General features: G+C 74.5%; 15 protein-coding genes and 1 pseudogene. 1 reads left to right on the top strand and 15 read right to left on the bottom strand.

The genetic code is table 11. The features are described 5' to 3' along the window. Window positions 1-188: 188 nt before the first annotated feature. The 8 genes from tmk to bldG all read right to left on the bottom strand — a co-directional run bounded on the left by tmk (window position 189) and on the right by bldG (window position 14,098). Complete coding sequence (tmk, locus tag ABZ261_RS16425; protein WP_356859634.1) at window positions 189-3,548, bottom strand: dTMP kinase; 3,360 nt, start codon at window positions 3,546-3,548, stop codon at window positions 189-191. A 129-nt stretch (window positions 3,549-3,677) separates the two neighbouring features. Then, complete coding sequence (gene topA / locus ABZ261_RS16420) at window positions 3,678-6,509, bottom strand: type I DNA topoisomerase (RefSeq protein ID WP_356859632.1); 2,832 nt, start codon at window positions 6,507-6,509, stop codon at window positions 3,678-3,680. Between the two features lie 257 nt (window positions 6,510-6,766). After that, window positions 6,767-6,964, bottom strand: coding sequence for a hypothetical protein (locus ABZ261_RS16415; RefSeq protein WP_356859630.1), 198 nt, complete (start codon window positions 6,962-6,964; stop codon window positions 6,767-6,769). 565 nt (window positions 6,965-7,529) lie between these two features. Next, a complete protein-coding gene (locus tag ABZ261_RS16410) occupies window positions 7,530-9,062 on the bottom strand; it encodes a class I SAM-dependent methyltransferase (protein ID WP_356859628.1) in 1,533 nt (510 codons plus the stop codon). Window positions 9,063-9,454: 392 nt separating this feature from the next. Continuing rightward, window positions 9,455-10,081: a small secreted protein gene (locus ABZ261_RS16405; protein WP_356859627.1), complete on the bottom strand. Its 627-nt coding sequence runs from the start codon at window positions 10,079-10,081 to the stop codon at window positions 9,455-9,457. A 218-nt stretch (window positions 10,082-10,299) separates the two neighbouring features. Continuing rightward, the gene (locus ABZ261_RS16400; RefSeq protein ID WP_356859625.1) at window positions 10,300-12,705 is read right to left on the bottom strand and encodes a sodium-translocating pyrophosphatase; all 2,406 of its coding nucleotides are present in this window, start codon (window positions 12,703-12,705) and stop codon (window positions 10,300-10,302) included. 273 nt (window positions 12,706-12,978) lie between these two features. Beyond that, complete coding sequence (locus tag ABZ261_RS16395; protein ID WP_356859623.1) at window positions 12,979-13,413, bottom strand: ATP-binding protein; 435 nt, start codon at window positions 13,411-13,413, stop codon at window positions 12,979-12,981. A 343-nt stretch (window positions 13,414-13,756) separates the two neighbouring features. Then, entirely contained in the window at window positions 13,757-14,098 is a 342-nt protein-coding gene (gene bldG / locus ABZ261_RS16390) for an anti-sigma factor antagonist BldG (RefSeq protein WP_103840429.1), read from the bottom strand. A gap of 80 nt (window positions 14,099-14,178) precedes the next feature. Here bldG and ABZ261_RS16385 point away from each other — a divergent pair, with 80 nt between their 5' ends. Beyond that, entirely contained in the window at window positions 14,179-16,743 is a 2,565-nt protein-coding gene (locus tag ABZ261_RS16385; protein WP_356859621.1) for a DEAD/DEAH box helicase, read from the top strand. 290 nt (window positions 16,744-17,033) lie between these two features. Here ABZ261_RS16385 and ABZ261_RS16380 read toward each other — a convergent pair. The 7 genes and pseudogenes from ABZ261_RS16380 to ssd all read right to left on the bottom strand — a co-directional run. Further along, window positions 17,034-17,462 (bottom strand): annotated as a pseudogene (locus ABZ261_RS16380) (Rv3654c family TadE-like protein); the annotation flags it as partial. A gap of 185 nt (window positions 17,463-17,647) precedes the next feature. Beyond that, entirely contained in the window at window positions 17,648-17,986 is a 339-nt protein-coding gene (locus ABZ261_RS16375; RefSeq protein ID WP_356859619.1) for a TadE family type IV pilus minor pilin, read from the bottom strand. Window positions 17,987-18,008: 22 nt separating this feature from the next. Beyond that, complete coding sequence (locus ABZ261_RS16370; RefSeq protein ID WP_356859617.1) at window positions 18,009-18,209, bottom strand: DUF4244 domain-containing protein; 201 nt, start codon at window positions 18,207-18,209, stop codon at window positions 18,009-18,011. Between the two features lie 80 nt (window positions 18,210-18,289). Next, entirely contained in the window at window positions 18,290-19,069 is a 780-nt protein-coding gene (locus ABZ261_RS16365) for a type II secretion system F family protein (RefSeq protein WP_356859615.1), read from the bottom strand. A 187-nt stretch (window positions 19,070-19,256) separates the two neighbouring features. Then, window positions 19,257-20,123: a type II secretion system F family protein gene (locus tag ABZ261_RS16360; RefSeq protein WP_356859613.1), complete on the bottom strand. Its 867-nt coding sequence runs from the start codon at window positions 20,121-20,123 to the stop codon at window positions 19,257-19,259. Then, window positions 20,120-21,334: a TadA family conjugal transfer-associated ATPase gene (locus ABZ261_RS16355; protein WP_356859611.1), complete on the bottom strand. Its 1,215-nt coding sequence runs from the start codon at window positions 21,332-21,334 to the stop codon at window positions 20,120-20,122. The genes ABZ261_RS16360 and ABZ261_RS16355 overlap by 4 nt, the downstream gene beginning before the upstream one ends. Beyond that, complete coding sequence (gene ssd, locus ABZ261_RS16350; protein ID WP_356859609.1) at window positions 21,331-22,434, bottom strand: septum site-determining protein Ssd; 1,104 nt, start codon at window positions 22,432-22,434, stop codon at window positions 21,331-21,333. The genes ABZ261_RS16355 and ssd overlap by 4 nt, the downstream gene beginning before the upstream one ends. Between the last annotated feature and the right edge of the window lie 91 nt (window positions 22,435-22,525).

The raw sequence follows: 22,525 nt of genomic DNA, 5'->3' as shown, positions 1-22,525 counted from the left end.
ACCGACGGCTGCCGCAAGGTCGGGCGGGTGCAGCGGGAGGCCAGCGGGGGCAGCGGAAGGCGGCGGCCCCCGGTTCCCCTCCCGAGGGCCCGGCACCGCCCCGGCCGGGGCCCGGCCGGCCCCGGCGCTGCTCAGGCCCGCCGGACGCCGGCCGCGCCTGAGGGCGGCAGCCGGGCGGCCGGTGCGGCTCAGCCGCGCCGGCCGCTCCGGCCACGGCCTCCGCGGCCCTGCTGCTCCCCGTCGGGGCCGCCCTGGTCGCCGTTCCCCCGCTCGTCGTAGGAGCCCAGCAGCTCGTCCGCCAGCGTCGGCAGGTCGTCCAGCGGGGTCTCCTCGGCCCAGTCGGAGCGCGTCCGGCGGGGCGAGGCGCCGTCGGCGTCGATCCGGGGCATCTCGCGCGTGCGCGGCTCGGAGCCGTCCGGGCCCGCGCCCGGCTGCTCGTCCCGGAAGAAACCGGGCGGCACACGGTCCGCCGGGTCGTCGCCCCGGACGGGCGGCACGGCCGCACCGGCGGTCGCGGCGCCGGTCACCGGCGGCAGCTTCGCCGTCTCCTCGAAGGACACCGGCGGCAGCACTGCGGTGTCGTCCGCCGCACCCGGAGCCACCGGCGGCAGCACGGCCGTCTCCTCCGCAGCCCCGAGGGCCGCCGGCGGCTGCGGCAGCTCGGCGGTCACCTCGGCGTCGGGCTGCGCGCCCCGCGCCGTGCCGCCGGAGCCCCACGCCGCGTCGGCGGAGCCGTGCCGGTCCTCGCGCACCGGTCGCAGCACCGTCGTGTCCTCGGTGGCCCGCGTGTCCGTACGCGGCCCGCCGGCGTCCGCCGGGGCCATCGGCGTGCCGGCCGTGGCCGTGTCGGGAGCCACGCCCGGTGCGGTCGGCAAGGGGGCGCTGGGCATGCGGGCCGCCGCGTCGGCGGCCGCCGCGGCCTCGGCGGCCTGCCGCCGGGCCTCCTCGGCCCGCAGCAACGCCTCCTCGGCCTTGCGCTGCGCCTCCAGGCGCCGGGCCTCCTCCTCGGCGCGCAGCCGCGCCTGGCGGGCCTCCTCCTCGGCGCGCAGCCGCGCCTCTTCCTCGGCCTGCTTGCGGCGCCGCTCCTCCTCGGCCCTGCGGCGGGCCTCCGCCTCGGCCCGTGCCTTCTCCTCGGCGAGCAGCCGCTGCCGCTCCTCCTCCGCGCGCCGGCGCGCCTCCTCGGCCCGCAGCCGGGCCTCCTCGGCCTGCCGTTCCGCCTCGCGGCGCTGCGCCTCCTCCAGCTCGCGCCGCTTGCGCTCCTCCTCCTCGGCGCGGAGCTTGGCGAGCTGCTCCTGGCGCTCCCGCTCCAGGCGCTCCTCCTCGGCCTTGCGCGCGGCCTCTTCCTCGGCCTTGCGGCGGGCTTCCTCCTCGGCCTTCCTGCGGGCCTCCTCCTTGGCCCTGATCTCGGCCTCGGACAGCGGCAGCACGGTGTCCAGGCGGTGCCGGATCACGGTCGTGACCGCCTCGGGTTCCTGCCCGGCGTCCACGACCAGGTAGCGGCCGGGGTCGGAGGCGGCCAGGGTGAGGAAACCGGCCCGCACGCGCGCGTGGAACTCCGCCGGCTCCGACTCCAGCCGGTCCGGCGCCTCCGTGAACCGTTCGCGGGCGGTCTCCGGGGAGACGTCCAGCAGGACGGTGAGGTGCGGGACGAGACCGTCGGTGGCCCAGCGGTTGATGCGGGCGATCTCGGTCGGGGACAGATCCCGGCCGGCGCCCTGGTAGGCGACGGAGGAATCGATGTAGCGGTCGGAGATCACCACCGCGCCGCGCGCCAGGGCGGGGCGCACGACCGTGTCGACGTGCTCCGCGCGGTCGGCGGCGTACAGCAGCGCCTCCGCGCGGTGCGACAGGCCGGCCGAGGACACGTCCAGCAGGATCGAGCGCAGCCGCTTGCCCACCGGAGTGGCGCCCGGCTCGCGGGTGAGCACGACTTCGTGGCCCTTGGCGCGGATCCACTCGGCGAGGGCCTCGGCCTGGGTGGACTTGCCGGAGCCGTCGCCGCCCTCCAGGGCGATGAAGAAACCGTTCGCCGCCGGGGCGGTGACCGGGTCGTCGCCGCCCAGCAGCGCGTCCTTGAGGTCCTGGCGCAGCGGTACGCCGGACCGGTCGTCGACCTTGGCCAGGACCAGCGCGGCCACCGGCAGCAGCAGCGCCCCGACCAGCATCAGGGTGAAGGCCGCCCCGCCGTGCGCGAAGACGAACTTGCCGTTCTGCAGGCGGTGCGGGCCGATCAGGGCCGCGATCAGCGGGGCGACGAGGACGCCGAGCGCTATGAAGACGCGGACCACGGCGTGCAGGTGTTCGGTGGTGCGCGCCCGGCGGAAGTCCTCGGTCTCCTGGTCCAGCAGGGTGTGCCCGGTGTTGGCGGCCACGCCCGCGCCCGCGCCCGCAAGGGTGACGATCAGCAGCACCGTGGTGACGTCCGGGACCAGTCCGGCGGCCAGCAGGGCGATGCCGGTGAAGGCGAGCGCGAGGGCCAGCAGGCGGCGGCGCGAGAGGGAGGGCAGCAGGGCGGGGGCCGTACGGATGCCGGCGGCGACGCCGCCGGTCAGCCCCAGCACCAGCAGGCCGTAGAGCACCGGGCCGCCGCCGAGGTCCTTGGCGTGCAGCACGCACACCGCGACGGCCGCCGCGATCGCGCCGGCGACCCCGGCGCAGGCCGGGACGAGCAGCGGGACGGCGCCCGTACGGCCCTTGTCGACGCCGGCGCCGGTGCGCGGGCGGCGCAGGCCCTCGAGCGGGGACCGCGCGCGGGGGGTGCGCGTGTCGGGCAGTTCGAGGTGGGTCAGCACGGACAGGGAGGCCGCGAACAGACCCGCCGCCACGTAGGAGCCGAGGGCTGCCTGGTGCTGGTCGAACCAGGCCACGCCGGTGCCCAGCAGGTTGTTCAGCAGGGCGGCGGCGACGAGCGTCGCGGCGGCCAGCGGGACCGCGAGGAAGGTCGTGCGCAGCGACAGGCGGCGCAGGGCGTCGAGGTGGTCCGGCAGCGGCCGCACCGTCGCGCCCTCGGGGGGCGGGGACGGCAGCAGGGCGGGGGCGGCGCTCTCCCGGCACACCGTCCACAGCCGCTCGGCGACGCCGACGACGAAGGCGGTGACCAGCAGCGCCGCGAGGGCGTTGTCCGGCGTCCAGTCGACCCACAGGGGAGCGATGATCAGCAGCGCGGCGCGCACGCCGTCGGCGCCGACCATGGTCCAGCGGCGGTCGAGCGGCCCCTCCTGGGCGGTGAGCGCCGTCAACGGGCCGAGCAGGACGGCGCCGAAGAGCAGGGTGGCGAGGATGCGCGCCGCGAAGACCGTCGCCACTGCGAACGCCACGCCGCGGTAGCCGCCGCCGAACGCGCCCTCGGCGACGGCCGCCTGGAGGGCCAGGAGGACCAGCACGAAGAGTGCCAGGGCGTCGCCGACACCGCTCACCAGTTGCGCGCTCCACAAGCGCCTCAGCTGCGGTCGGCGCAGCAGGGAGCGGACGGCGCGCTCTCGGGAGTCCGCGACCAGGGAGTCGTCCGGTGCTGTGGTGGGGGCCGTTGGCTGCTCGGCTCGCGTCATGCGTTCAGCCTATCCGCAGCCGCAGACAGCACACCTCGGTGTCCCGACGTGCGCGCGCCCCGGCATCGGCGGGATGCCGGGGCGTTCGCTGCGCGAAGCCGTGCGACCGGGTGGGCGCCCGACGGAGCGTCAGTCGCCCGTGCCGGACGCCGTCGCCTTCGAGGCCGTGGCCTTCGCCGCGGTGGTCTTCTTCGTGGCCGTCTTCTTGGCGGCGGCCGTCGTCTTCTTCGCCGCCGTCTTCTTGGCGGCCGTCTTCTTCGCGGGGGCGGTCTTCTTCGCCGCCGCCTTCTTCGCGGTCTTCTTGGCGGGGCTCTTCGCACGCTTCTCGGCGAGCAGTTCGAAGCCGCGCTCCGGAGTGATCGTCTCGACGCTGTCACCCGAGCGGAGGGTCGCGTTGGTCTCCCCGTCGGTGACGTACGGGCCGAAGCGGCCGTCCTTGACCACGACCGGCTTTCCGGAGACCGGGTCCTCGCCCAGCTCCTTCAGCGGCGGCTTGGCCGCGGCCCGGCCGCGCTGCTTCGGCTGGGCGTAGATCGCCTGCGCCTCCTCCAGCGTGATCGTGAAGATCTGGTCCTCGGTCTGCAGCGAGCGCGAGTCCGTGCCCTTCTTCAGGTACGGGCCGTACCGGCCGTTCTGCGCGGTGATCTCCACGCCGTCGGCGTCGGTGCCGACGACCCGCGGCAGGGACATCAGCCGCAGCGCGTCCTCGAGGGTCACCGTGTCGAGTGACATGGACTTGAACAGGCTGGCGGTACGCGGCTTGACGGCGTTCTTGCCCGACTTCGGGGTGCCCTCGGGGAGGATCTCCGTGACGTACGGGCCGTAGCGGCCGTCCTTGGCGACGATCGTGTGGCCGGTGGCCGGGTCGGTGCCCAGCTCGAAGTCGCCGCTGGGCTTGGCCAGCAGTTCCTCGGCCAGCTCGACGGTCAGCTCGTCCGGCGCCAGGTCGTCGGGGATGTCGGCGCGCTGGTGCTGCTCGGTGTCCTTCTCGCCGCGCTCGATGTACGGGCCGTAGCGGCCGACGCGGAGCACGATGCCGTTGCCCACCGGGAACGACGACACCTCGCGCGCGTCGATCGCGCCCAGGTCCGTCACCAGTTCCTTGAGGCCGCCGAGGTGGTCGCCGTCGCCGTTGCCGGCGTCGGCCGCGACGCCCTCCACCGTGCCCTCGCCGAAGTAGAAGCGCTTGAGCCACGGCACGGCCTGGGCCTCGCCGCGGGCGATGCGGTCGAGGTCGTCCTCCATCTTGGCGGTGAAGTCGTAGTCGACCAGCCGGCCGAAGTGCTTCTCCAGGAGGTTCACCACGGCGAAGGAGAGGAAGGACGGCACCAGGGCGGTGCCCTTCTTGAAGACGTAGCCGCGGTCGAGGATGGTGCCGATGATCGACGCGTACGTCGACGGGCGGCCGATCTCGCGCTCCTCCAGCTCCTTGACCAGGCTGGCCTCGGTGTAGCGGGCCGGGGGCTTCGTCGCGTGGCCGTCGACGGTGATCTGCTCGGCGGACAGCGCGTCGCCCTCGGCGACCTGCGGCAGCCGGCGCTCGCGGTCGTCCAGCTCGGCGTTCGGGTCGTCGGCGCCCTCGACGTAGGCCTTGAGGAAGCCGTGGAAGGTGATCGTCTTGCCGGAGGCGCTGAACTCGACGTCCCGGCCGTCGGCGGCGGTGCCGCCGATCTTCACGGTCACGCTGTCGCCGGTCGCGTCCTTCATCTGGGAGGCGACGGTCCGCTTCCAGATCAGCTCGTAGAGCTTGAACTGGTCGCCGGTCAGACCCGTCTCCGCGGGCGTGCGGAACCGATCACCCGACGGGCGGATCGCCTCGTGCGCCTCCTGCGCGTTCTTCACCTTGGCGGCGTAGGTGCGCGGCTGCGGAGGCAGGTAGTCGGCGCCGTACAGCTGCGTGACCTGCGCACGGGCCGCCGCGATCGCCGTGTCGCTCAGCGTCGTGGAGTCCGTTCGCATGTACGTGATGTAGCCGTTCTCGTACAGCTTCTGCGCGATCTGCATGGTCGCCTTCGCGCCGAAGCCGAGCTTGCGGCTGGCCTCCTGCTGCAGCGTCGTCGTACGGAACGGGGCGTACGGCGAGCGGCGGTACGGCTTGGACTCGACGGACCGCACGGAGAAGCGGGTGTCGTCCAGGGCGGCGGCGAGGGAACGGGCTGTCGCCTCGTCGAGGTGCAGGGTGTTGTCGCTCTTGAGCCGGCCGAGGGAGTCGAAGTCGCGGCCCTGCGCGACCCGCCTGCCGTCGACGGTCTGCAGGCGGGCGACGAGCGTCGCCGGGTCCGACGGGTCGCCCGCGCGGCCCGTCGCGAACGTGCCCGTCAGGTCCCAGTACTCGGCGGAGCGGAACGCCATGCGCTCGCGTTCCCGCTCCACGACGAGGCGTGTGGCGACGGACTGCACGCGTCCGGCCGACAGCCGGGGCATGACCTTCTTCCACAGCACCGGGGAGACCTCGTAGCCGTAGAGGCGGTCGAGGATGCGGCGGGTCTCCTGGGCGTCGACGAGCCTCTGGTTGAGCTGGCGCGGGTTGGCGACGGCCTCGCGGATCGCGTCCTTGGTGATCTCGTGGAACACCATGCGCTTGACCGGGATCTTCGGCTTCAGGACCTCCTGGAGGTGCCAGGCGATCGCCTCGCCCTCCCGGTCCTCGTCGGTGGCCAGGAACAGCTCGTCGGAGTCCTTCAACAGGTCCTTGAGCTTCTTGACCTGCGCCTTCTTGTCGGCGTTGATGACATAGATCGGCTGGAAGTCATGTTCGACGTCCACACCGAGGCGGCGGACCTCACCGGTGTACTTCTCCGGCACCTCCGCGGCACCGTTGGGGAGGTCGCGGATGTGCCCGACGCTCGCTTCGACTACGTAGCCGGGGCCGAGGTAGCCCTTGATCGTCTTCGCCTTGGCAGGCGACTCGACGATGACGAGTCGGCGGCCGCCCTGTGCGGTCTCGCTGGTCGGGGACAACTTCGCTCTTCTCTCCGGTCGACGCTGGGGCCTCCCCAGGCCTTGGTCCCGGGGTCGCGGCGTACTGCTGGCTCGTGTGCCGCTGCGGAGTGTGACGCTACATCCCGCCCCCGTGTCAAACGGGAAAAGCCCGCAACGGCCACTCGAACGGTAACCCGACTACCGCCATTCCTGCCGCCCGGAGTCCCCGGCCGATCCCGCGACCCTGTCCGGAGCGTGACGCTCCCCTTACTCCCGGGACATGACCCCGACCGGGATCAGAGGCGGTTCAGGCAGTACACGGCGAGGCCCAGCGCGACCGCGCCGGCCATGCTCGCGACGCCGGCCGACGCGACCCGGTTCACCCCGTGGGCCACCGGCTCGCGGCGCCGCAGACGCCGCCCGGTCCAGGTCAGCACACCCGCTCCGAACAGGGCGAACACCACCCCAGCGAAGATCGCCGGTCCGCTCTCCATCCCCGCCAGCCCCTTCCGCGCCGTCCGGCACCGCCCCGCGCCGGGAGGGTGGCACGCGCGGGAGGCCGGCGGGCGACATCGGGGTGAACGGAAGACCGGCGCGGACCGAATGTGCATTCGAACACGCGGGGCTCGGACCCGGTCCCATATTTTTCCGGCCGATTTCCGCACACCGGCCCGCGGCGGCCCCTGCGGGCGTCCTCCCGGGCCCGCGCCACCGGCCCGCGACGGTGCTCGCGCTCCGGCCGGCGACGCTCCGGCCGGGCCTACGGCGTGGCCGGCATTCGCCGTGACCCGCCGGGACTCACCGGGACTCACCGGTGCGGCATCTGCCCCGCACGGTCCGGGCGAGGGCCCGCCGCCCGCTACCCGCCCGCCGCCCGCCCCGCGTCCCCGCGGGCCGGTCTCCACCGGCCGGACCGGCTGTCACCGGGCGGCACCGGCCGGCACCGGCCGAAGGACACCGCGGCGTCTTAGCCACCCGCTGGAGTAAGCCCCGACCGTGCGCGGCCGACCGGCTCGCAGCCCGGGCCGCTCGACCGGCCGGCCCGCAAGCCCCGTCCGCTCAGCCGACCGGCTCGAGGAAGCCCTGCTCCACCAGCAGCCGGATCTGGGCCGGCGTCCGGTCGCGCAGCGCCACCGGGTCCTCGCCGACGAGCTGGGCGATGGCGTCCAGGATGCGGCCGGCGCTGAGCGTGCCGTCGCACACGCCCGCGAACCCGGCGCCGACCGTGTCCACCCTCGTCGCCCGGCGCATCCCGCGGTGCTGGCGCAGCACCACGTGCTCCGGGTCCTCCGCGCCGGGCAGCCCGACCTGCTCCTGGACCACCTCGGCGGCGAGCTTGAAGCGGCTGTGCAGCAGCGCCGCGTCGTCGTGCTCCCGGAGGTAGTCCAGACGCTCGAAGTGCGTCCGGATCGCCTCGCCGAGGGGCTGCTCGACGGGATGCGGCCACTCCTCCACGGTGATGGCGGGCTCGGCGGACCCCGTCCTGCGCAGGGTGATCCAGCCGAAGCCGACCGCCCTGACCTTGCGCGCCTCGAACTCGTCGAGCCAGGCGTCGTAGCGCGCCTGGTACTCCGCCGGGTCCCCGCGGTGATCGCCTGAGTCCCTGAGCCACAGCTCGGCGTACTGCGTGACGTCCTGCACCTCGCGTTGCACGATCCACGCGTCGCACCCGCGCGGCACCCACGACCGGAGTCTGTCCTGCCAGTCCTCCCCTTCCACGTGCTGCCAGTTGGCGAGGAACTGCGCGAACCCGCCCTCGTTCAGCCGTTCCCCCGCCTGCTGGACGAGCGAGCGGCACAGGTCGTCCCCGCCCATGCCGCCGTCCCGGTACGTCAGCCGGGCACCGGGGGAGATCACGAAGGGCGGGTTGGACACGATCAGGTCGAACGTCTCGTCGTCCCGGACCGGCTCGAACAGCGAGCCCTCGCGCAGGTCGGCGGCGGGCGAGCCGGAGAGCGCCAGCGTGAGCGCCGCGATGTGCAGCGCGCGCGGATTGACGTCGGTCGCCGTGACGCGCGTGGCGTGCTGTGCGGCGTGCAGCGCCTGGATGCCGGAACCGGTGCCGAGGTCCAGGGCGGAGGAGACGGGCGTCCGGACGGTGATGCCGGCGAGGGTCGTGGAGGCTCCGCCGACGCCCAGCACCACGGCTGTGCCCGCGTCACGGCCGCGCTGCCCGATGCCGCCGGCGCCGCCGACGGCGCAGCCGAGGTCGGAGACGATGAACCAGTCCTCGCCGTCGAGACCGCCGTACGGCCGCACGTCCACGGTGGCGGCCACCTCGTCGCCGCCCACGCGCCGGAGCCATCCGGTCTCCAGCGCCTCCTCGCACGGCAGAACGCCCGCCACGCGCGCGTACGGCACCGGTTGCTGGAGCAGGAACAGCCGGACGAGCGTTTCGAGCGGCGTGTCGCCGCGGGTCGCCCGGAGGGCGGGCACGGTCTCGCTGCGGGCCAGCGCCGCGTACGCGGGGGCGCCGAGCAGTTCGAGCAGCCCGTCGGCGGTGAAGGAAGCCGCCAGCAGGGCGTCCCGCAGGCGTGCGGCGGCGTCGGGCCGGTCGGATGCGGGCAGGGGGGCGGGTCCGGAGTCAGTCACGCTCCCATTGTGGCCCGCACCGCCTGCGCGAAGCGGCCCCAGCACGCCCCGCACCGCCCCCCGCACCGCCTGCGGAGGCGGCCCCAGCACGCCCCGCACCGCCCTGCCGCGAGGCGACGCCCGAGCGCGTCCCGCACCGCCTGCCGAAGGCGGCGCCCGAGCGCGTCCCGCACCGGCTGCGGGACGCGCCGCTGCAGCGCATCACGTCCCCGTCGGCGGCTGCGCCGCCGCAGCGTGCCCGCCGGCCGCGGCGGAAGCCGCCGCACGGGCGGACCCTCGCCCGGCCCACCGGCCGGCGGAACGTTTCGCCCGCAGGCGGTTCGCCGCCGGACACGGACGGCGAAAGGCGGGCCGCCCCGTGCCCGCTCGCCCCGGTGCGCCTCCGGTGCGCCTCAGCCCTTCGCGGACCCCTCCGGGGACCCCGCCGGCGGCGCGGCCGAGGACGCCACCTTCTTGCAGCTGGCCTGCTCGGCTATGGCCGCCTTGACCTCGCCCTGCTGCAGGTTCTTCAGCGCCTCGGTGCCGCTCTTGTGCTTCTTCTCCAGCTCGGTCATCTGCACGGCGACGTCGTGCAGGCCGGAGGCGAACTTCGCCTGGTCCTTGGTGTTCAGTGCGTCGACCTGCTTCTTGAGGTCGGCGTAGGAGGCGGCGAGTCCGTTGAGGTTCTTCACCACCTCCTGCTGCCGCGCGGCGCCGCCGTCCACCCCGGGAGGCGCGCCGGCGTCACCGATGGCCGCGGCGATCGCCTTGTAGCCGTCGGACATGTCCTGGAAGGCCTGCGAGTCGGTCTTCTGCAGCGTCTCGGGCTCGGCGGTGTCGGCGGCCGTCGTGCTGATCGCCGCGTTCGCCGCCTTGATCTTCGCGTCCTGTGCGGGCACCGCGTCGCACACCGTCTTGGCCCAGGCCACCAGCTTGGGGTCGGGTCCCTTGTCGCCGCCGCCGCTGCTGCTGCTGCAACCGGACAGCGCCACTACCAGTACCGCACCGCCGGACAGTGCGGCCGCGAGCTTCTTGTTCACCGGATCGGTCCCTTCCATGGCTCTCGGCCCCCGGAATCTACACGGCGGACCGCGCGCCTCCCCTCCCGAATGGCTTACAAGTAAGCTTTTGTGACCATTCGCACCTTGGGAGAGAAGGCTCACGGCGCGGTCCGGTTCCGGTGCACAGGAAAGCGGGCGGGCTGCGCGTCAGCACGCGCCGCCCGCCCGCCCGTTGAGCGGGGCCGGTCCGCGGGGCCCTACGAAACCACCGCCGCGTCCGGCGATTTGGGCACACGGTCGGCGCCGTCGTCGTCCCCGACGGCGATCCCGCGCCGCTTGGAGACGTACACGGCGACGACGATCACCAGCAGGGCGATGACCGCGACCGCGATCCGCACGCCGAGGTTCCTGTCCGCCCCGTAGGAGAAGTTGATCACCGCCGGGGCGATGAGCAGCGACACCAGGTTCATGACCTTCAGCAGCGGGTTGATCGCGGGCCCGGCGGTGTCCTTGAAGGGGTCGCCGACCGTGTCGCCGATCACGGTGGCGGCGTGGGCCTCGCTGCCCTTGCCGCCGTGGTGACCGTCCTCCACCAGCTTCTTGGCGTTGTCCCAGGCGCCGCCCGAGTTGGCGAGGAACACCGCCATCAGCGTGCCCGCGCCGATCGCACCGGCGAGGTAGGCGCCGAGCGCGCCGACGCCCAGCGTGAACCCGATGAAGATCGGCGCCATGACGGCGAGCAGACCGGGCGTGGCCAGCTCCCGCAGGGCGTCCTTGGTGCAGATGTCGACGACCCGCCCGTACTCCGGTTTCTCGCTGTAGTCCATGATCCCGGGGTGCTCGCGGAACTGACGCCGCACCTCGAACACCACCGAACCCGCGGACCGCGACACGGCGTTGATGGCCAGTCCGGAGAAGAGGAAGACCACCGCGGCGCCCGCGATGAGGCCGACCAGGTTGTTGGGCTGCGAGATGTCCATCATCAGGCTCATCGGCGCGCCCGCTCCGGAGAGCTTCTCGCCGACGTCCTGCGCGCCGGTGGTGATGGCGTCGCGGTACGACCCGAACAGCGCCGACGCGGCCAGGACGGCGGTGGCGATGGCGATGCCCTTGGTGATGGCCTTGGTGGTGTTCCCGACGGCGTCCAGGTTGGTGAGCACCTGCGCGCCCGCACCCTGGACGTCGCCGGACATCTCGGCGATGCCCTGGGCGTTGTCGGAGACCGGCCCGAAGGTGTCCATGGCGACGATCACACCGACCGTGGTGAGCAGGCCGGTGCCGGCCAGCGCCACCGCGAACAGCGCCAGCATGATCGACGTTCCGCCGAGCAGGAACGCGCCGTACACGCCGAGCCCGATGAGCAGCGCGGTGTAGACGGCCGACTCCAGGCCGACGGAGATGCCGGAGAGGACGACGGTGGCCGGGCCGGTGAGGGAGGTCTTGCCGATGTCCCGCACCGGGCGCCGGCTGGTCTCGGTGAAGTAGCCGGTCAGCTGCTGGATGACGGCGGCGAGCAGGATGCCGATGGCCACCGCGACCAGGGCGAGGATCCGCGGATCGCCGGCCTTGCCCTTGATCGCCGCGTCGGTGACGCCGTCCAGACCGGCGTACGTCGACGGCAGGTAGACGAAGACCGCGACCGCCACCAGGGCCAGCGAGATCACCGCGGAGACGAAGAAACCGCGGTTGATCGCCGTCATGCCGCTGCGGTCGGCGCGTCGCGGGGCCACCGCGAAGATGCCGATCATCGCGGTGATCACACCGATGGCGGGCACCAGCAGCGGGAAGGCGAGGCCCGAGTCGCCGAAGGCGGCCTTCCCGAGGATCAGCGCGGCCACCAGGGTGACGGCGTACGACTCGAAGAGGTCGGCCGCCATGCCCGCGCAGTCGCCGACGTTGTCGCCCACGTTGTCGGCGATGGTCGCGGCATTGCGCGGGTCGTCCTCCGGAATGCCCTGCTCCACCTTCCCGACCAGGTCGGCGCCGACGTCGGCGGCCTTGGTGAAGATGCCGCCGCCCACCCGCATGAACATCGCGATCAGGGCGGCGCCGAGACCGAATCCCTCCAGCACCTTCGGCGCGTCGGCCGCGTACACCAGCACCACGCAGGAGGCGCCCAGCAGGCCGAGCCCCACCGTGAACATGCCGACGACACCGCCCGTGCGAAATGCGATCTTCATCGCGGTGTGCGAGACGGCGGTGAGATCCTTCTCCGGTTCGCCTTCCGCCGGGGTGGCTTCCCGGGCCGCCGCGGCGACCCGCACATTGCTCCGGACGGCGAGCCACATGCCGATATAGCCGGTGGTCGCCGAGAACACCGCTCCGATCAGGAAGAACACCGAACGTCCGGCACGCTGATTCCAGTCGTCCGCAGGCAGCAGCATGAGCAGGAAGAACACGACGACGGCGAATACGCCGAGCGTGCGGAGCTGCCGGGCGAGATACGCCTTGGCGCCTTCCTGGACCGCCTCGGCGATCCGCTTCATGCTGTCGGTGCCCTCGCCCGCCGCCAGCACCTGGCGCACCAGGATGCCCGCGACCACCAGGGCGGCGAGGGCGACGCCCGCGATGACGGCCACGATGATCCGGTTGTCGTCGGTCAGGACCGCGGCTGCGAGGGAGGTGGGCTGACCCAGCCGATGTGAGACAGAAAGCTCCGCCATTCGTCCTCCTTGACGCTTGGGCTGAGCTCAAGATGTGGACGGGATTGTAGGTACCCCTGAGTGATCTAAACAGGGGACGGTAAACGGAATTTGGCCTGCACGGACGCGGAGCAACCCGAAAGCAGTAATGCCCTGGATGCATTTCCGGCCGCTCGGGCGCTTGATCAGAAAGCCGGGCTTTTGATCGTGATCCCTTTCACGAATTCCAAGGTACCGGAAAACGCCGCAGGGGCCCTGCTGAGCAGGGCCCCTGCGGCGGCGTTGTGCGACGGCTCAGGCGAGTGCGGCGGCGGGCGGGGTGGTCGCCCAGGTCATGCGGATCAGTCCGCCGTTCCGCCCGGTGGTGACCTCCACGTCGTCGACGAGGCCGCTGATGACCGCGAGGCCCATCTCGTCCTCCTCGATCTCCTGGTCGCCGTCCTGGGCGGCGCCGGACTCCCCGGGACCGCGCGTCGCGTGCGGGGCCTCGTCGCCCACCTCGATGGAGAACTGTTTCTCCTCCTCGATCAGCGCGACCTTCACCGGTGCCGTGACGCCGCTGTTGCGGTGCAGTCCGACGGCACGGGAGCAGGCCTCGCCCACGGCGAGCCGGACCTCGTCCAGGACGGCCTCGTCCACTCCGGCCCTGCGCGCCACCGCTGCCGCCACCAGCCGGGCGGTCCGGACGTGCTCGGGCAGCGCGCTGAAGCGGAGTTCGACGGTGGCCATGCATCCCCCTCGCGACTACGGGCGTGCGGTCGGGGGCCGGGCCGCCGAGCGCCCGCACCCCCTGGTGTACTTCTGCGCTCCGGACCGCGGCACGGGCCCGGAACCGGACCGGATCACCGGCCCGCGACGGAACCGGTACCGGTCACCGGTACGGAGCCGGTCGCCGGCCCGGCCGGACCGGTTCGCCGGAGCAGAGCCGGTCACCGGCCGGAACCGGTCATCAGTTCGGAGTGGAACCGGTGACGGGCCCGGAGGAACGATCACCGGTTCCGTCCGGTCACCGGCCCGACGGACCGGCCACGTCCGGGCCCCGGTGGAGCCCGGACCCATGACCGGTCCGGTGTCAGTCGGTGGCCGACACCGCTTCCTCGACCGAGGTGTGGATCGGGAACACCTTGGTGAGGCCGGTGATGCGGAAGATCTTGAGAATGCGCTCCTGGTTGCACACCAGGCGCAGCGAGCCCTCATGGGCACGAACCCGCTTCAGACCGCCGACCAGCACGCCGAGCCCGGTGGAGTCGAGGAAGTCCACGCCCTCCATGTCGACGACGAGGTGGAAATTCCCGTCGTTCACCAGCTCGACCAGCTGCTCGCGCAGCTTGGGCGCGGTGTATACATCGATTTCGCCACCGACCTCGACGACCGTACGATCGCCGACGGTACGGGTCGACAGGGACAGGTCCACGGATCCTCCAGCACCTTGCTATCGAGCGGTCGCCCCTCGGGCACCCGGCTTGCGGCCCCCGGGACGCAACGCCAGCCGCCATGGCATTCAATCACTTACCGGCAGGCGCGCACGACGCCTTGACTCCATTGTCCGCCACGCCAGTGACACACTCGGTGCCGATGGCCGAGAATTCCCGACCCGATCGATCCCTGGCGGCCCCGGCGTCCCGCCCGTCTCCGGGCACGGTCCTGGACCGGCTCGCCTCGGGGCCGAGCCGGGCTGCGCGCATCACTCATACGGAGCACTTGCCCCCTCGTGCGGGCCGCCATGCCGTCTGGCCGGACCGGATCAGGTCCGAGGTGATCGCGGCCGTCCGGGAGTGCGGCATCGAGCATCCCTGGGAGCACCAGGCGCTGGCCGCCGAGCACGCCCTGGACGGCGACTCGGTGGTCGTCGCCACCGGCACCGCCTCCGGCAAGTCCCTCGCCTACCTGGTACCGGTCCTGTCCACCCTCCTGGACGGCGCCGAGGCCCCGAACGGCCGCGGGGCCACCGCGCTGTACCTGTCCCCCACCAAGGCGCTCGCGGCGGACCAGTGCCGGGCGGTGAAGGGCCTGGCCCGCCCGCTCGGCACGGCCGTACGCCCGGCCGTGTACGACGGCGACACCCCGTTCGAGGAACGCGAGTGGATCCGCCAGTACGCCAACTACGTCCTCACCAACCCGGACATGCTGCACCGCGGGGTGCTGCCCTCCCACCCGCGCTGGTCCTCCTTCCTGAAGTCGCTCAGGTACGTCGTCGTCGACGAGTGCCACACCTACCGGGGCGTCTTCGGCTCCCACGTCGCCCAGGTGCTGCGCCGGCTGCGCCGGCTGTGTGCCCGCTACGGCTCCTCCCCCGTGTTCCTGCTGGCCTCGGCGACCGCCGCCGAGCCCGCGGTGGCCGCCCGCCGGCTGACCGGCCTGCCGGTGGTCGAGGTCGCCGACGACGCCTCACCGCGCGGGGAGCTGGTCTTCGCCCTGTGGGAGCCCCCGCTCACCGACCTGCAGGGGGAGAAGGGCGCACCCGTACGGCGTACCGCCACCGCCGAGACCGCCGACCTGCTGACCGACCTCACCGTGCAGGGCATCCGCTCGGTGGCCTTCGTGCGGTCCCGGCGCGGCGCCGAGCTGATCTCGGTGATCGCCCAGGAGAAGCTGGCCGCGGTGGACCGCTCCCTGGCCCGGCGTGTCGCGGCCTACCGCGGCGGTTACCTCCCCGAAGAACGCCGCGCCCTGGAACGGGCCCTGCACTCCGGCGAGCTCCTCGGCCTCGCCGCCACGACGGCCCTGGAACTGGGCGTGGACGTCTCCGGCCTGGACGCGGTGGTGATCGCCGGCTACCCCGGCAGGCGCGCGTCCCTGTGGCAGCAGGCGGGCCGCGCCGGCCGCGCCGGCCAGGGCGCCCTGGCGGTCCTGGTGGCCCGCGACGACCCGCTGGACACCTTCCTCGTCCACCACCCCGAGGCCCTGTTCGACCAACCGGTGGAATCGACCGTCCTCGACCCCGACAACCCGTACGTCCTCGCCCCGCACCTGTGCGCCGCCGCCGCGGAGATCCCGCTGACCGAGGATGACCTGGAACTCTTCGGTCCCGCCTGCGCCGACGTGCTCCCGCAGCTGGAGGCCGCGAAGCTGCTGCGCCGGCGCACCCGGGCCTGGCACTGGACGCGGCGGGAGCGGGCCGCCGACCTGACCGACATCCGCGGCGCCGGCGGGCGCCCGGTGCAGGTCGTCGAGACCGGCACCGGGCGTCTGCTCGGCACGGTCGACGCGGGCGCCGCCCACTCCACCGTCCACGAGGGCGCCGTCCACCTGCACCAGGGCCGCACCTACCTGGTCCGCTCCCTGGACCTGGAGGAGTCGGTCGCCCTGGTCGAGCAGGCCGAGCCGCCGTACTCGACGGTGGCCCGCGACACCACGTCGATCTCCGTCCTGGAGACGGACACCGAGATCCGTTGGGGCGCCGGCCGTCTGTGCTTCGGCTCCGTGGAGGTCACCAACCAGGTGGTCTCCTTCCTGCGCAGACGCCTCATCACGGGTGAAGTGCTGGGCGAGACGAAACTCGACCTCCCTCCTCGTACGCTGCGCACCCGAGCGGTGTGGTGGACGGTCACCGAGGACCAGCTGGACGCGGCCCGCATCACCCCGGAGATCCTCGGCGGTTCCCTGCACGCCGCCGAGCACGCCTCGATCGGCATGCTGCCCCTCTTCGCGACCTGCGACCGCTGGGACATCGGCGGCGTCTCGGTCCCCCTGCACCCCGACACCCTCCTCCCGACGGTCTTCGTCTACGACGGCCACCCCGGCGGCGCGGGCTTCGCCGAGCGGGCCTTCCACACCGCCCGCTCCTGGCTCGCCGCGACGCGGGAGGCCATCGCCTCCTGCGAATGCGAGGCCGGCTGCCCGTCCTGCATCCAGTCCCCCAAGTGCGGCAACGGCAACGATCCGCTGCACAAGAGGGGCGCGGTGCGGCTGCTCACGGTGCTGCTGCGGGGAGCACCGGAGGAGCAGCCGGATGAGCCGCCCGGCGACGGACAGGAACGGACCCCGGCTGAGGCGCCGACCGAGACCCCTGCTGCGAGGCCGGCCGAGGAACCCGCGACGGAGCCGGGCGCCGGTTGACGGGAGCCGGCACCCAGCCCGCCGAACGGGCGACGGGGAGTGATCCGGCGGCATCTGCGCCTCCCGCGAATGAGCCGGCCGGAACCTCTCCGGCAGCTCCCGCGCCCGGCGACTGGAACGTGCCGCCGAGCTGCCGGTGGCGCCGGACCCGCAGAGGGCGCCGGCCGAGCCGACCGGGCAGCCGGCAGCGAGCGCGGCCGGTGGCGCAGTGAGCAGCGGGCAGTGAGCAGCGGGCAGCGGAGCCCCCCGGGGGGCTGCCGGGACCGGGGTCGCTCAGTGACCGGGGTCGCTCAGTGACCGGAGGGCTCGGCACCGCCGGGCGCCGAGGGCTCGGGTCCGGACGGAACGGCGACGGCGGGCGGGACGCCCAGGAGCCCGTCCGGCGCGGCAGGCGGCACCGGACCCGCAGGCCCCGCTCTCGCCCTCACCTCCGCCGCGAACGGCCCGGCGCCGGAGACCGCCGTCACGTCCGAGACCTCGCCCACGACGGCACACCGCACCAGCCGTACGCCCTGGGACGCCACCACACGCCCGGCCCGGGCGCAGGCCGCCGCGCCGCCCTCGGCCCAGTGGTCCGCCGCCGCGAGCGCCGCCAGATCCGCGCCGGCCGCTGCCCGGTGCCGGACGACCACGGCGTGCCCGAGCGCCAGCACGGCGCCGAACACCACACACAGCACGGCGATCGCCCCCAGACTCCAGACGGTGGCGGACCCCCGGTCGGGCTCCTCGCGGCGGCGCGGCGGGTCACACCCACGGCTCGGCGGCTTCCCACGGTGCTCGGGGCCGGCCTGCCGCCGCCCCGGAACCGCGTGACCGCCGTCCGGCGCCCTCTCACGGTTCCGGCGCCCGGGCCGCCGCCGGCCGTCGCCGTGACGCCACCTGCCGTCCGGCTCTCCCCGGCGCCTCATGGCTTCACCCGCTCCGCCCCCGCCGTGTCCTCGGCGAGTGCCACGGCCTGCTCCCGTACCTCGAACGGCAGCCCGCTCAGCACCGGTGGCCTGGCCGCCACCGTCACCCGGACCCGGTCGCCCTCGCGGGCGACGGTCACCCGGGCTCCTCGCGGAGCCGCCTCCCGGGTCACCGTCACCACCGCGCCGGCCGGGTCCTGCCGGGCGGCGGCCCGGGCGCCCGTGCGGGCGGCGTCCACACACCGGATCTGCGCCGCCACCACGAGCAGCCCCCAGACCAGTGCCATCGTGAACGCCACCAGCACGGACAGCACGACAGCCGCCTCCGCCGTCACGAACCCCCGGTCCCCGGCACGCCTACATCCGCGCACTGAGGGCCTTCTTCACGATCGATTGCAGCTCCGCCCTGACCTGGCCGCTGGTGACGACCTCGTAGAGCAGCAACGCGAACCCGACGGCCGCGATGATGCCCATCGCGTACTCGGACGTCACCATTCCGGCGTCCTGGCGGCACGCCCTGCGCACCCCGGCCGCTGCTTTCCTGATCTTCCTGCGCATCTCGACTCCCCTGACGTTCTCGTCCTGTTGTGTTCTCGGCGCTCACCTGAGGTCCGGCTTCCAGTCCGTTCGCCTCCCCGTCACCTGCCTCCCATCACTCCGCCCGCCAGTCCGATCACGACGGGCAGCACGCCGACCGCGATGAACGCGGGCAGGAAGCACAGCCCGACCGGTGCGGAGATCAGTACGCCGGCCCGGCGTGCGCGAGCCGTCGCCGTGCGGGCCCACTCCGCACGCGCGTCCGAGGCGAGGCGGGCGACCGGGCCGGCCGCGGGCAGCCCGGACTCGCCGGCCCGCTCCAACAGCCGTGCGAGCGCACCGGCGCCGGGCAATACGGCCAAGGTCCGCCAGGCGTCCGCCGGGCGCCCGCCGAGCCGCACCTCCGCCGCGCCCCGGGCCAGCGCCTGCCCGACGGTGCCGCCGAGTGCCTCCCCCACCGCCTGGGCGGCGATCACCGGTCCGGCGCCGGAGGCGATGCAGGCGGCCAGCAGATCGGCGGCGAGCGGCAGTCGGCGAGCGGCTTCCGCGAGGTCGACCGCCTCTTCCCGCGCAGCCGCCGCCCGGCGCTTCCGCCACCGCCACAGCACCGCGCCCGCGCCCAGCCCGAGCAGGATTCCCGCGAGCCCCCCGACCAGCACCCACACACCGCACCCCGCACCGGCCGCCGGCAGCCACCGCCGTGCCGCGCCCGGCATCGCGAACGGCGCGCGGGCCGCCGGCACCCGGACGTCCAGCAGCTCCGCCACCCGGCGCCGTGCCCGACGCCGCCGGCGCACCGACTCCAGCCCCTGGACACCCCAGCCGAGCAGCAGCACCACGGCTGCGGCCACCCCCAGCCTGTGGACGACTTCCCCGCTCATACCGCCCGCCCCTTCCTCGTCCTTCGGGCCGCCCGTGCCGTCACGGCCGCCGGGGGTTCCGCCCCGGCCGGCGCCGGCCCGGCTCGCGCTCGCCCCACTCGCACAGCCCTGCGCGCAGCCACCTCCCGGCCATGCAACCCGCGTACGCCCCGGCCCGGTTGCCACCCGGCCGCCCGCCCGCGCCCCCTCACACCGCCTCCGCACCACGCACGATCCGCACCGCCCACCACATCCCGGCCGCCTCGAACACCGCCCCCGCCGTCAAACAGCCGAGACCGGCGCCGCTGTGCAGCAGTACGCGCAGCGGGTCCGCGCCCATGGCCGTGCCGAGGAGCAGGCCGAGGACAGGCAGGGCGGCGAGCAGCACCGCGGTGGCCCGGGCACCCGCCAACTGGGCCTTCAGGTCCGCCCGTTGATCGCGCTCGGCACGCAGGGCCCCCTCCAGCCGGTCCAGGCCGGAGGCGAGTCCGGCACCCTGGTCCACGGCCACCCGCCAGCAGGCGGCGAGTCCGAGCAGCCCCTCGGCGCCTGCCTGCCGGGCCGCCGCGGCGAGCGCGCCGGGCACATCCCCGCCGAACCGGGCCGCCGCCACCACGGCCGCCTGCGCGTCACCGAGTCCGCCGGAGTCCCGCGCGGCCCTCAGCAGTGCCTCGCCCGGCTGCCGGCCGGCCCGCACCTCCCCGGCCAGCACCCCGCACAAGGCGATCACCGAGTCCGCACGCCGTTCCCGGGCCCGCCGGGCCTGCCGGGCCAGCCGCACCCGGCGCAGCACCGGCACCCCGGCCGCCCCCGCGGCGACCGGAATCACCGAGGCGCCCAGCAGGCCGGTCACCAGCCCGGCGACGAGCGCCCACCACTCGGGCCCCCACCGACCGCGCAACCGCCGCAGCCGCCGGAGGATCTGCTCCCGGGCGGGCGGGCCGGCCGCCACCGCTCCGCCGCCGGCGAGCAGCAGCCGTGCCCGCCGCATCCCGTGCTGCCGTCCGCCCAGCAGCCGGACCACCGCGCCGAGACAGAGCAGCGCGGCCCCCACCTGGGACATCTCACCGGTCACCTCGCCCACCTCTCCGACGCGTCCGCGACCTCGGACTCCCCCGACGTGCCGAGCAGCCGTCGCAACCGCTCCCAGCCCGTCTCCCGCACGAAGGCGTGCTCCGCCCAGCGCAGGGCCGGCACCGTCCGCACCAACCCGGTGCCGTCCCGGTCCAGCACGTGCACCTCGGCGATCCGGCGCCGCCCGGACCGGTCCCGGACCAGATGCACCACCACGGAGAGCGCGGCGGCCAACTGGCTGTGCAGCGCTGCCCGGTCCAGTCCGGCGGCCGTGGCCAGCGCCTCGAGCCGGGCGGGCACGTCCGCGGCCGCGTTGGCGTGAACGGTGCAACAGCCGCCCTCGTGTCCCGTGTTGAGGGCCGCCAGCAGATGCACGACCTCGGGTCCGCGCACCTCGCCGACGACCAGCCGGTCCGGCCGCATCCGCAGCGCCTGTCGCACGAGGTCCTCCAGGGTGACCAGCCCGGCGCCCTCCTGGTTGGCGGGCCGGGTCTCCAGCCGGACGACGTGCGGATGGTCCGGTCTCAGCTCTGCCGAGTCCTCGGCGAGCACGATCCGCTCGCCCGGCCCGGCCAGCCCGAGGAGCGCGCTGAGCAGGGTCGTCTTGCCGCTCCCGGTGCCGCCGCTGACCAGGAAGGACAGCCGGGCCGCGAGCAGCGCGCGCAGGATCCGGTCGCCGCCGGGCGGCACGGTGCCGGCCGCGACGAGTTCCTCGACGGTGAAGGCCCGCGGCCGTACCACCCGCAGGGCCAGGCAGGTGCAGCCGACGGCGACCGGGGGCAGCACCGCGTGCAGCCTGGTCCCGTCGGGCAGGCGGGCGTCCGCCCAGGGCCGGGCGTCGTCCAGCCGGCGTCCGGCCACCGCGGCCAGCCGCTGCGCGAGTCGCCGTACCGCCGCCGCGTCCGGGAACGTCACCGCGGTCAGTTCCAGACCGCCGCCGCGGTCCACCCAGACCCGGTCCGGGGCGGAGACCAGGACGTCGGTGACGTCCGGGTCGGCCAGCAGCGGCTCCAGGGGGCCGGTGCCGACGAGCTCGGACCTGAGCTGTTCGGCCGCGCCGAGGACTTCCGCGTCGCCGAGCACGCGGCCCTGTTCCCGCAGGGCCTGGGCCACGCGCGCGGGCGTGGGCTCGGCTCCGCTCTCGGCGAGCCACCGGCGGACGCCGTCGAGCAGGGCGGCGCCGTCGGCCCGTGCGAGTCCGGGCGGCGTCATCGGGTGCCCCCCGCCTCGACCAGGGCGCGGTCCCAGAAGTCCGCACAGAACCGGGCGAGCGGGCCGCGCCCGGTGGCGCCTGGTGGTTTCGCGCCGCCCGGCCGCAGCAGGCCCGGCTCGACGGGCACCTCGCCGGCCAGCGGCAGACCGAGCAGCCGGGCCACCTCCTGGACGTCGAGACCGGGCGCGTACGGCCCGCGGACCGTCACCCGCAGGTCGCGCACGACCATGCCGACCGCGGAGGCGACCCGTCCGGCGGCGGCGACCGCGCGCAGGTCGGCGGGGACGACGAGCAGGGCCAGGTCGAGCTGGGCGAGTGCTTCGGCGACCCCGTCGTCCAGGCGCCGCGGCAGATCGACCACGACGGTGCCGCCACGCCGCCGGGCGGCCGCCAGCACCGCGCGCACCGCCTGGGGCGGTACGGCGACGCAGTCCCCGCGATCCCAGCTGAGCACCCGCAGAGAGTGCAGTTCGGGCAGCGACTCCTCCAGGGCGCCGCCGCCGACCCGGCCGCGTGAGGCGGCGAAGGCGGGCCAGCGCAGCCCTTCGGCGCTCTCGCCGCCGAGGAGTACGTCGAGTCCGCCGCCGAGCGGGTCGGCGTCCACGAGCAGGGTGCGCAGTCCCTCTCGCGCGGAGGTCACGGCGAGCGCGCAGGCCAGCGTGGACGCCCCGGCTCCGCCCCGCCCGCCGATCACCCCGACGGTGAGGGCCGGGCGGCCGATGCCCTCGGCGACGTCGGCGATGCGGTCGACGAGCCACTGCTCGCCGTCGGGAAGCATGAGGACGTGGTCGGCTCCGATCTCGACGGCTCGTTTCCACACCCCCGAGTCGTCCTGGTCGCGGCCGACCAGGACCACTCCGGGCCGGCGCGCGGCTCCGCGCACCCGGCGGGCGGCGTCGTCACCGACCAGGACGAGCGGGGCCGCGTCCCAGCCGGCGCCGGATTCCGGTACGCCGTGGTGGACTTCGGGCGTGGCGCCTGCCGCGGCGCACAGGCGCAGCAGGTCGTCCAGGAGGGCGGGGTCCTCGGTGAGGATGAGCGGCCGTCCGGGGCGGTCTCCGGTGCCGGGCAGCGGGTCGTGGGTGACGGTTCCGGTCACAGGTGTTCCCCCTTCGCTGGTGGGCCGCGCAGCCCTTGCGGCCACGCGATCGCCCACGGTGTGACAAACCGGCGAGCGGCCTCCATTCGGG

It is taken from the genome of Streptomyces sp. NPDC006193 (genome assembly GCF_040613915.1).
GTDB lineage: Bacteria > Actinomycetota > Actinomycetes > Streptomycetales > Streptomycetaceae > Streptomyces.
The sequence above is the reverse complement of the archived record's forward strand: the minus strand, read 5'-3'. Positions and strand labels throughout refer to the sequence as shown.

What these genes read in the sequence shown, in the direction of transcription:
- tmk (WP_356859634.1), bottom strand. Translation starts at nt 3,548, where the DNA reads ATGACGCGAGCCGAGCAGCCAACGGCCCCCACCACAGCACCGGACGAC.
- ABZ261_RS16415 (WP_356859630.1), bottom strand. Translation starts at nt 6,964, where the DNA reads ATGGAGAGCGGACCGGCGATCTTCGCTGGGGTGGTGTTCGCCCTGTTC.
- ABZ261_RS16400 (WP_356859625.1), bottom strand. Translation starts at nt 12,705, where the DNA reads ATGGCGGAGCTTTCTGTCTCACATCGGCTGGGTCAGCCCACCTCCCTC.
- ABZ261_RS16395 (WP_356859623.1), bottom strand. Translation starts at nt 13,413, where the DNA reads ATGGCCACCGTCGAACTCCGCTTCAGCGCGCTGCCCGAGCACGTCCGG.
- ABZ261_RS16385 (WP_356859621.1), top strand. Translation starts at nt 14,179, where the DNA reads ATGGCATTCAATCACTTACCGGCAGGCGCGCACGACGCCTTGACTCCA.
- ABZ261_RS16370 (WP_356859617.1), bottom strand. Translation starts at nt 18,209, where the DNA reads ATGCGCAGGAAGATCAGGAAAGCAGCGGCCGGGGTGCGCAGGGCGTGC.
- ABZ261_RS16365 (WP_356859615.1), bottom strand. Translation starts at nt 19,069, where the DNA reads ATGAGCGGGGAAGTCGTCCACAGGCTGGGGGTGGCCGCAGCCGTGGTG.
- ABZ261_RS16355 (WP_356859611.1), bottom strand. Translation starts at nt 21,334, where the DNA reads ATGACGCCGCCCGGACTCGCACGGGCCGACGGCGCCGCCCTGCTCGAC.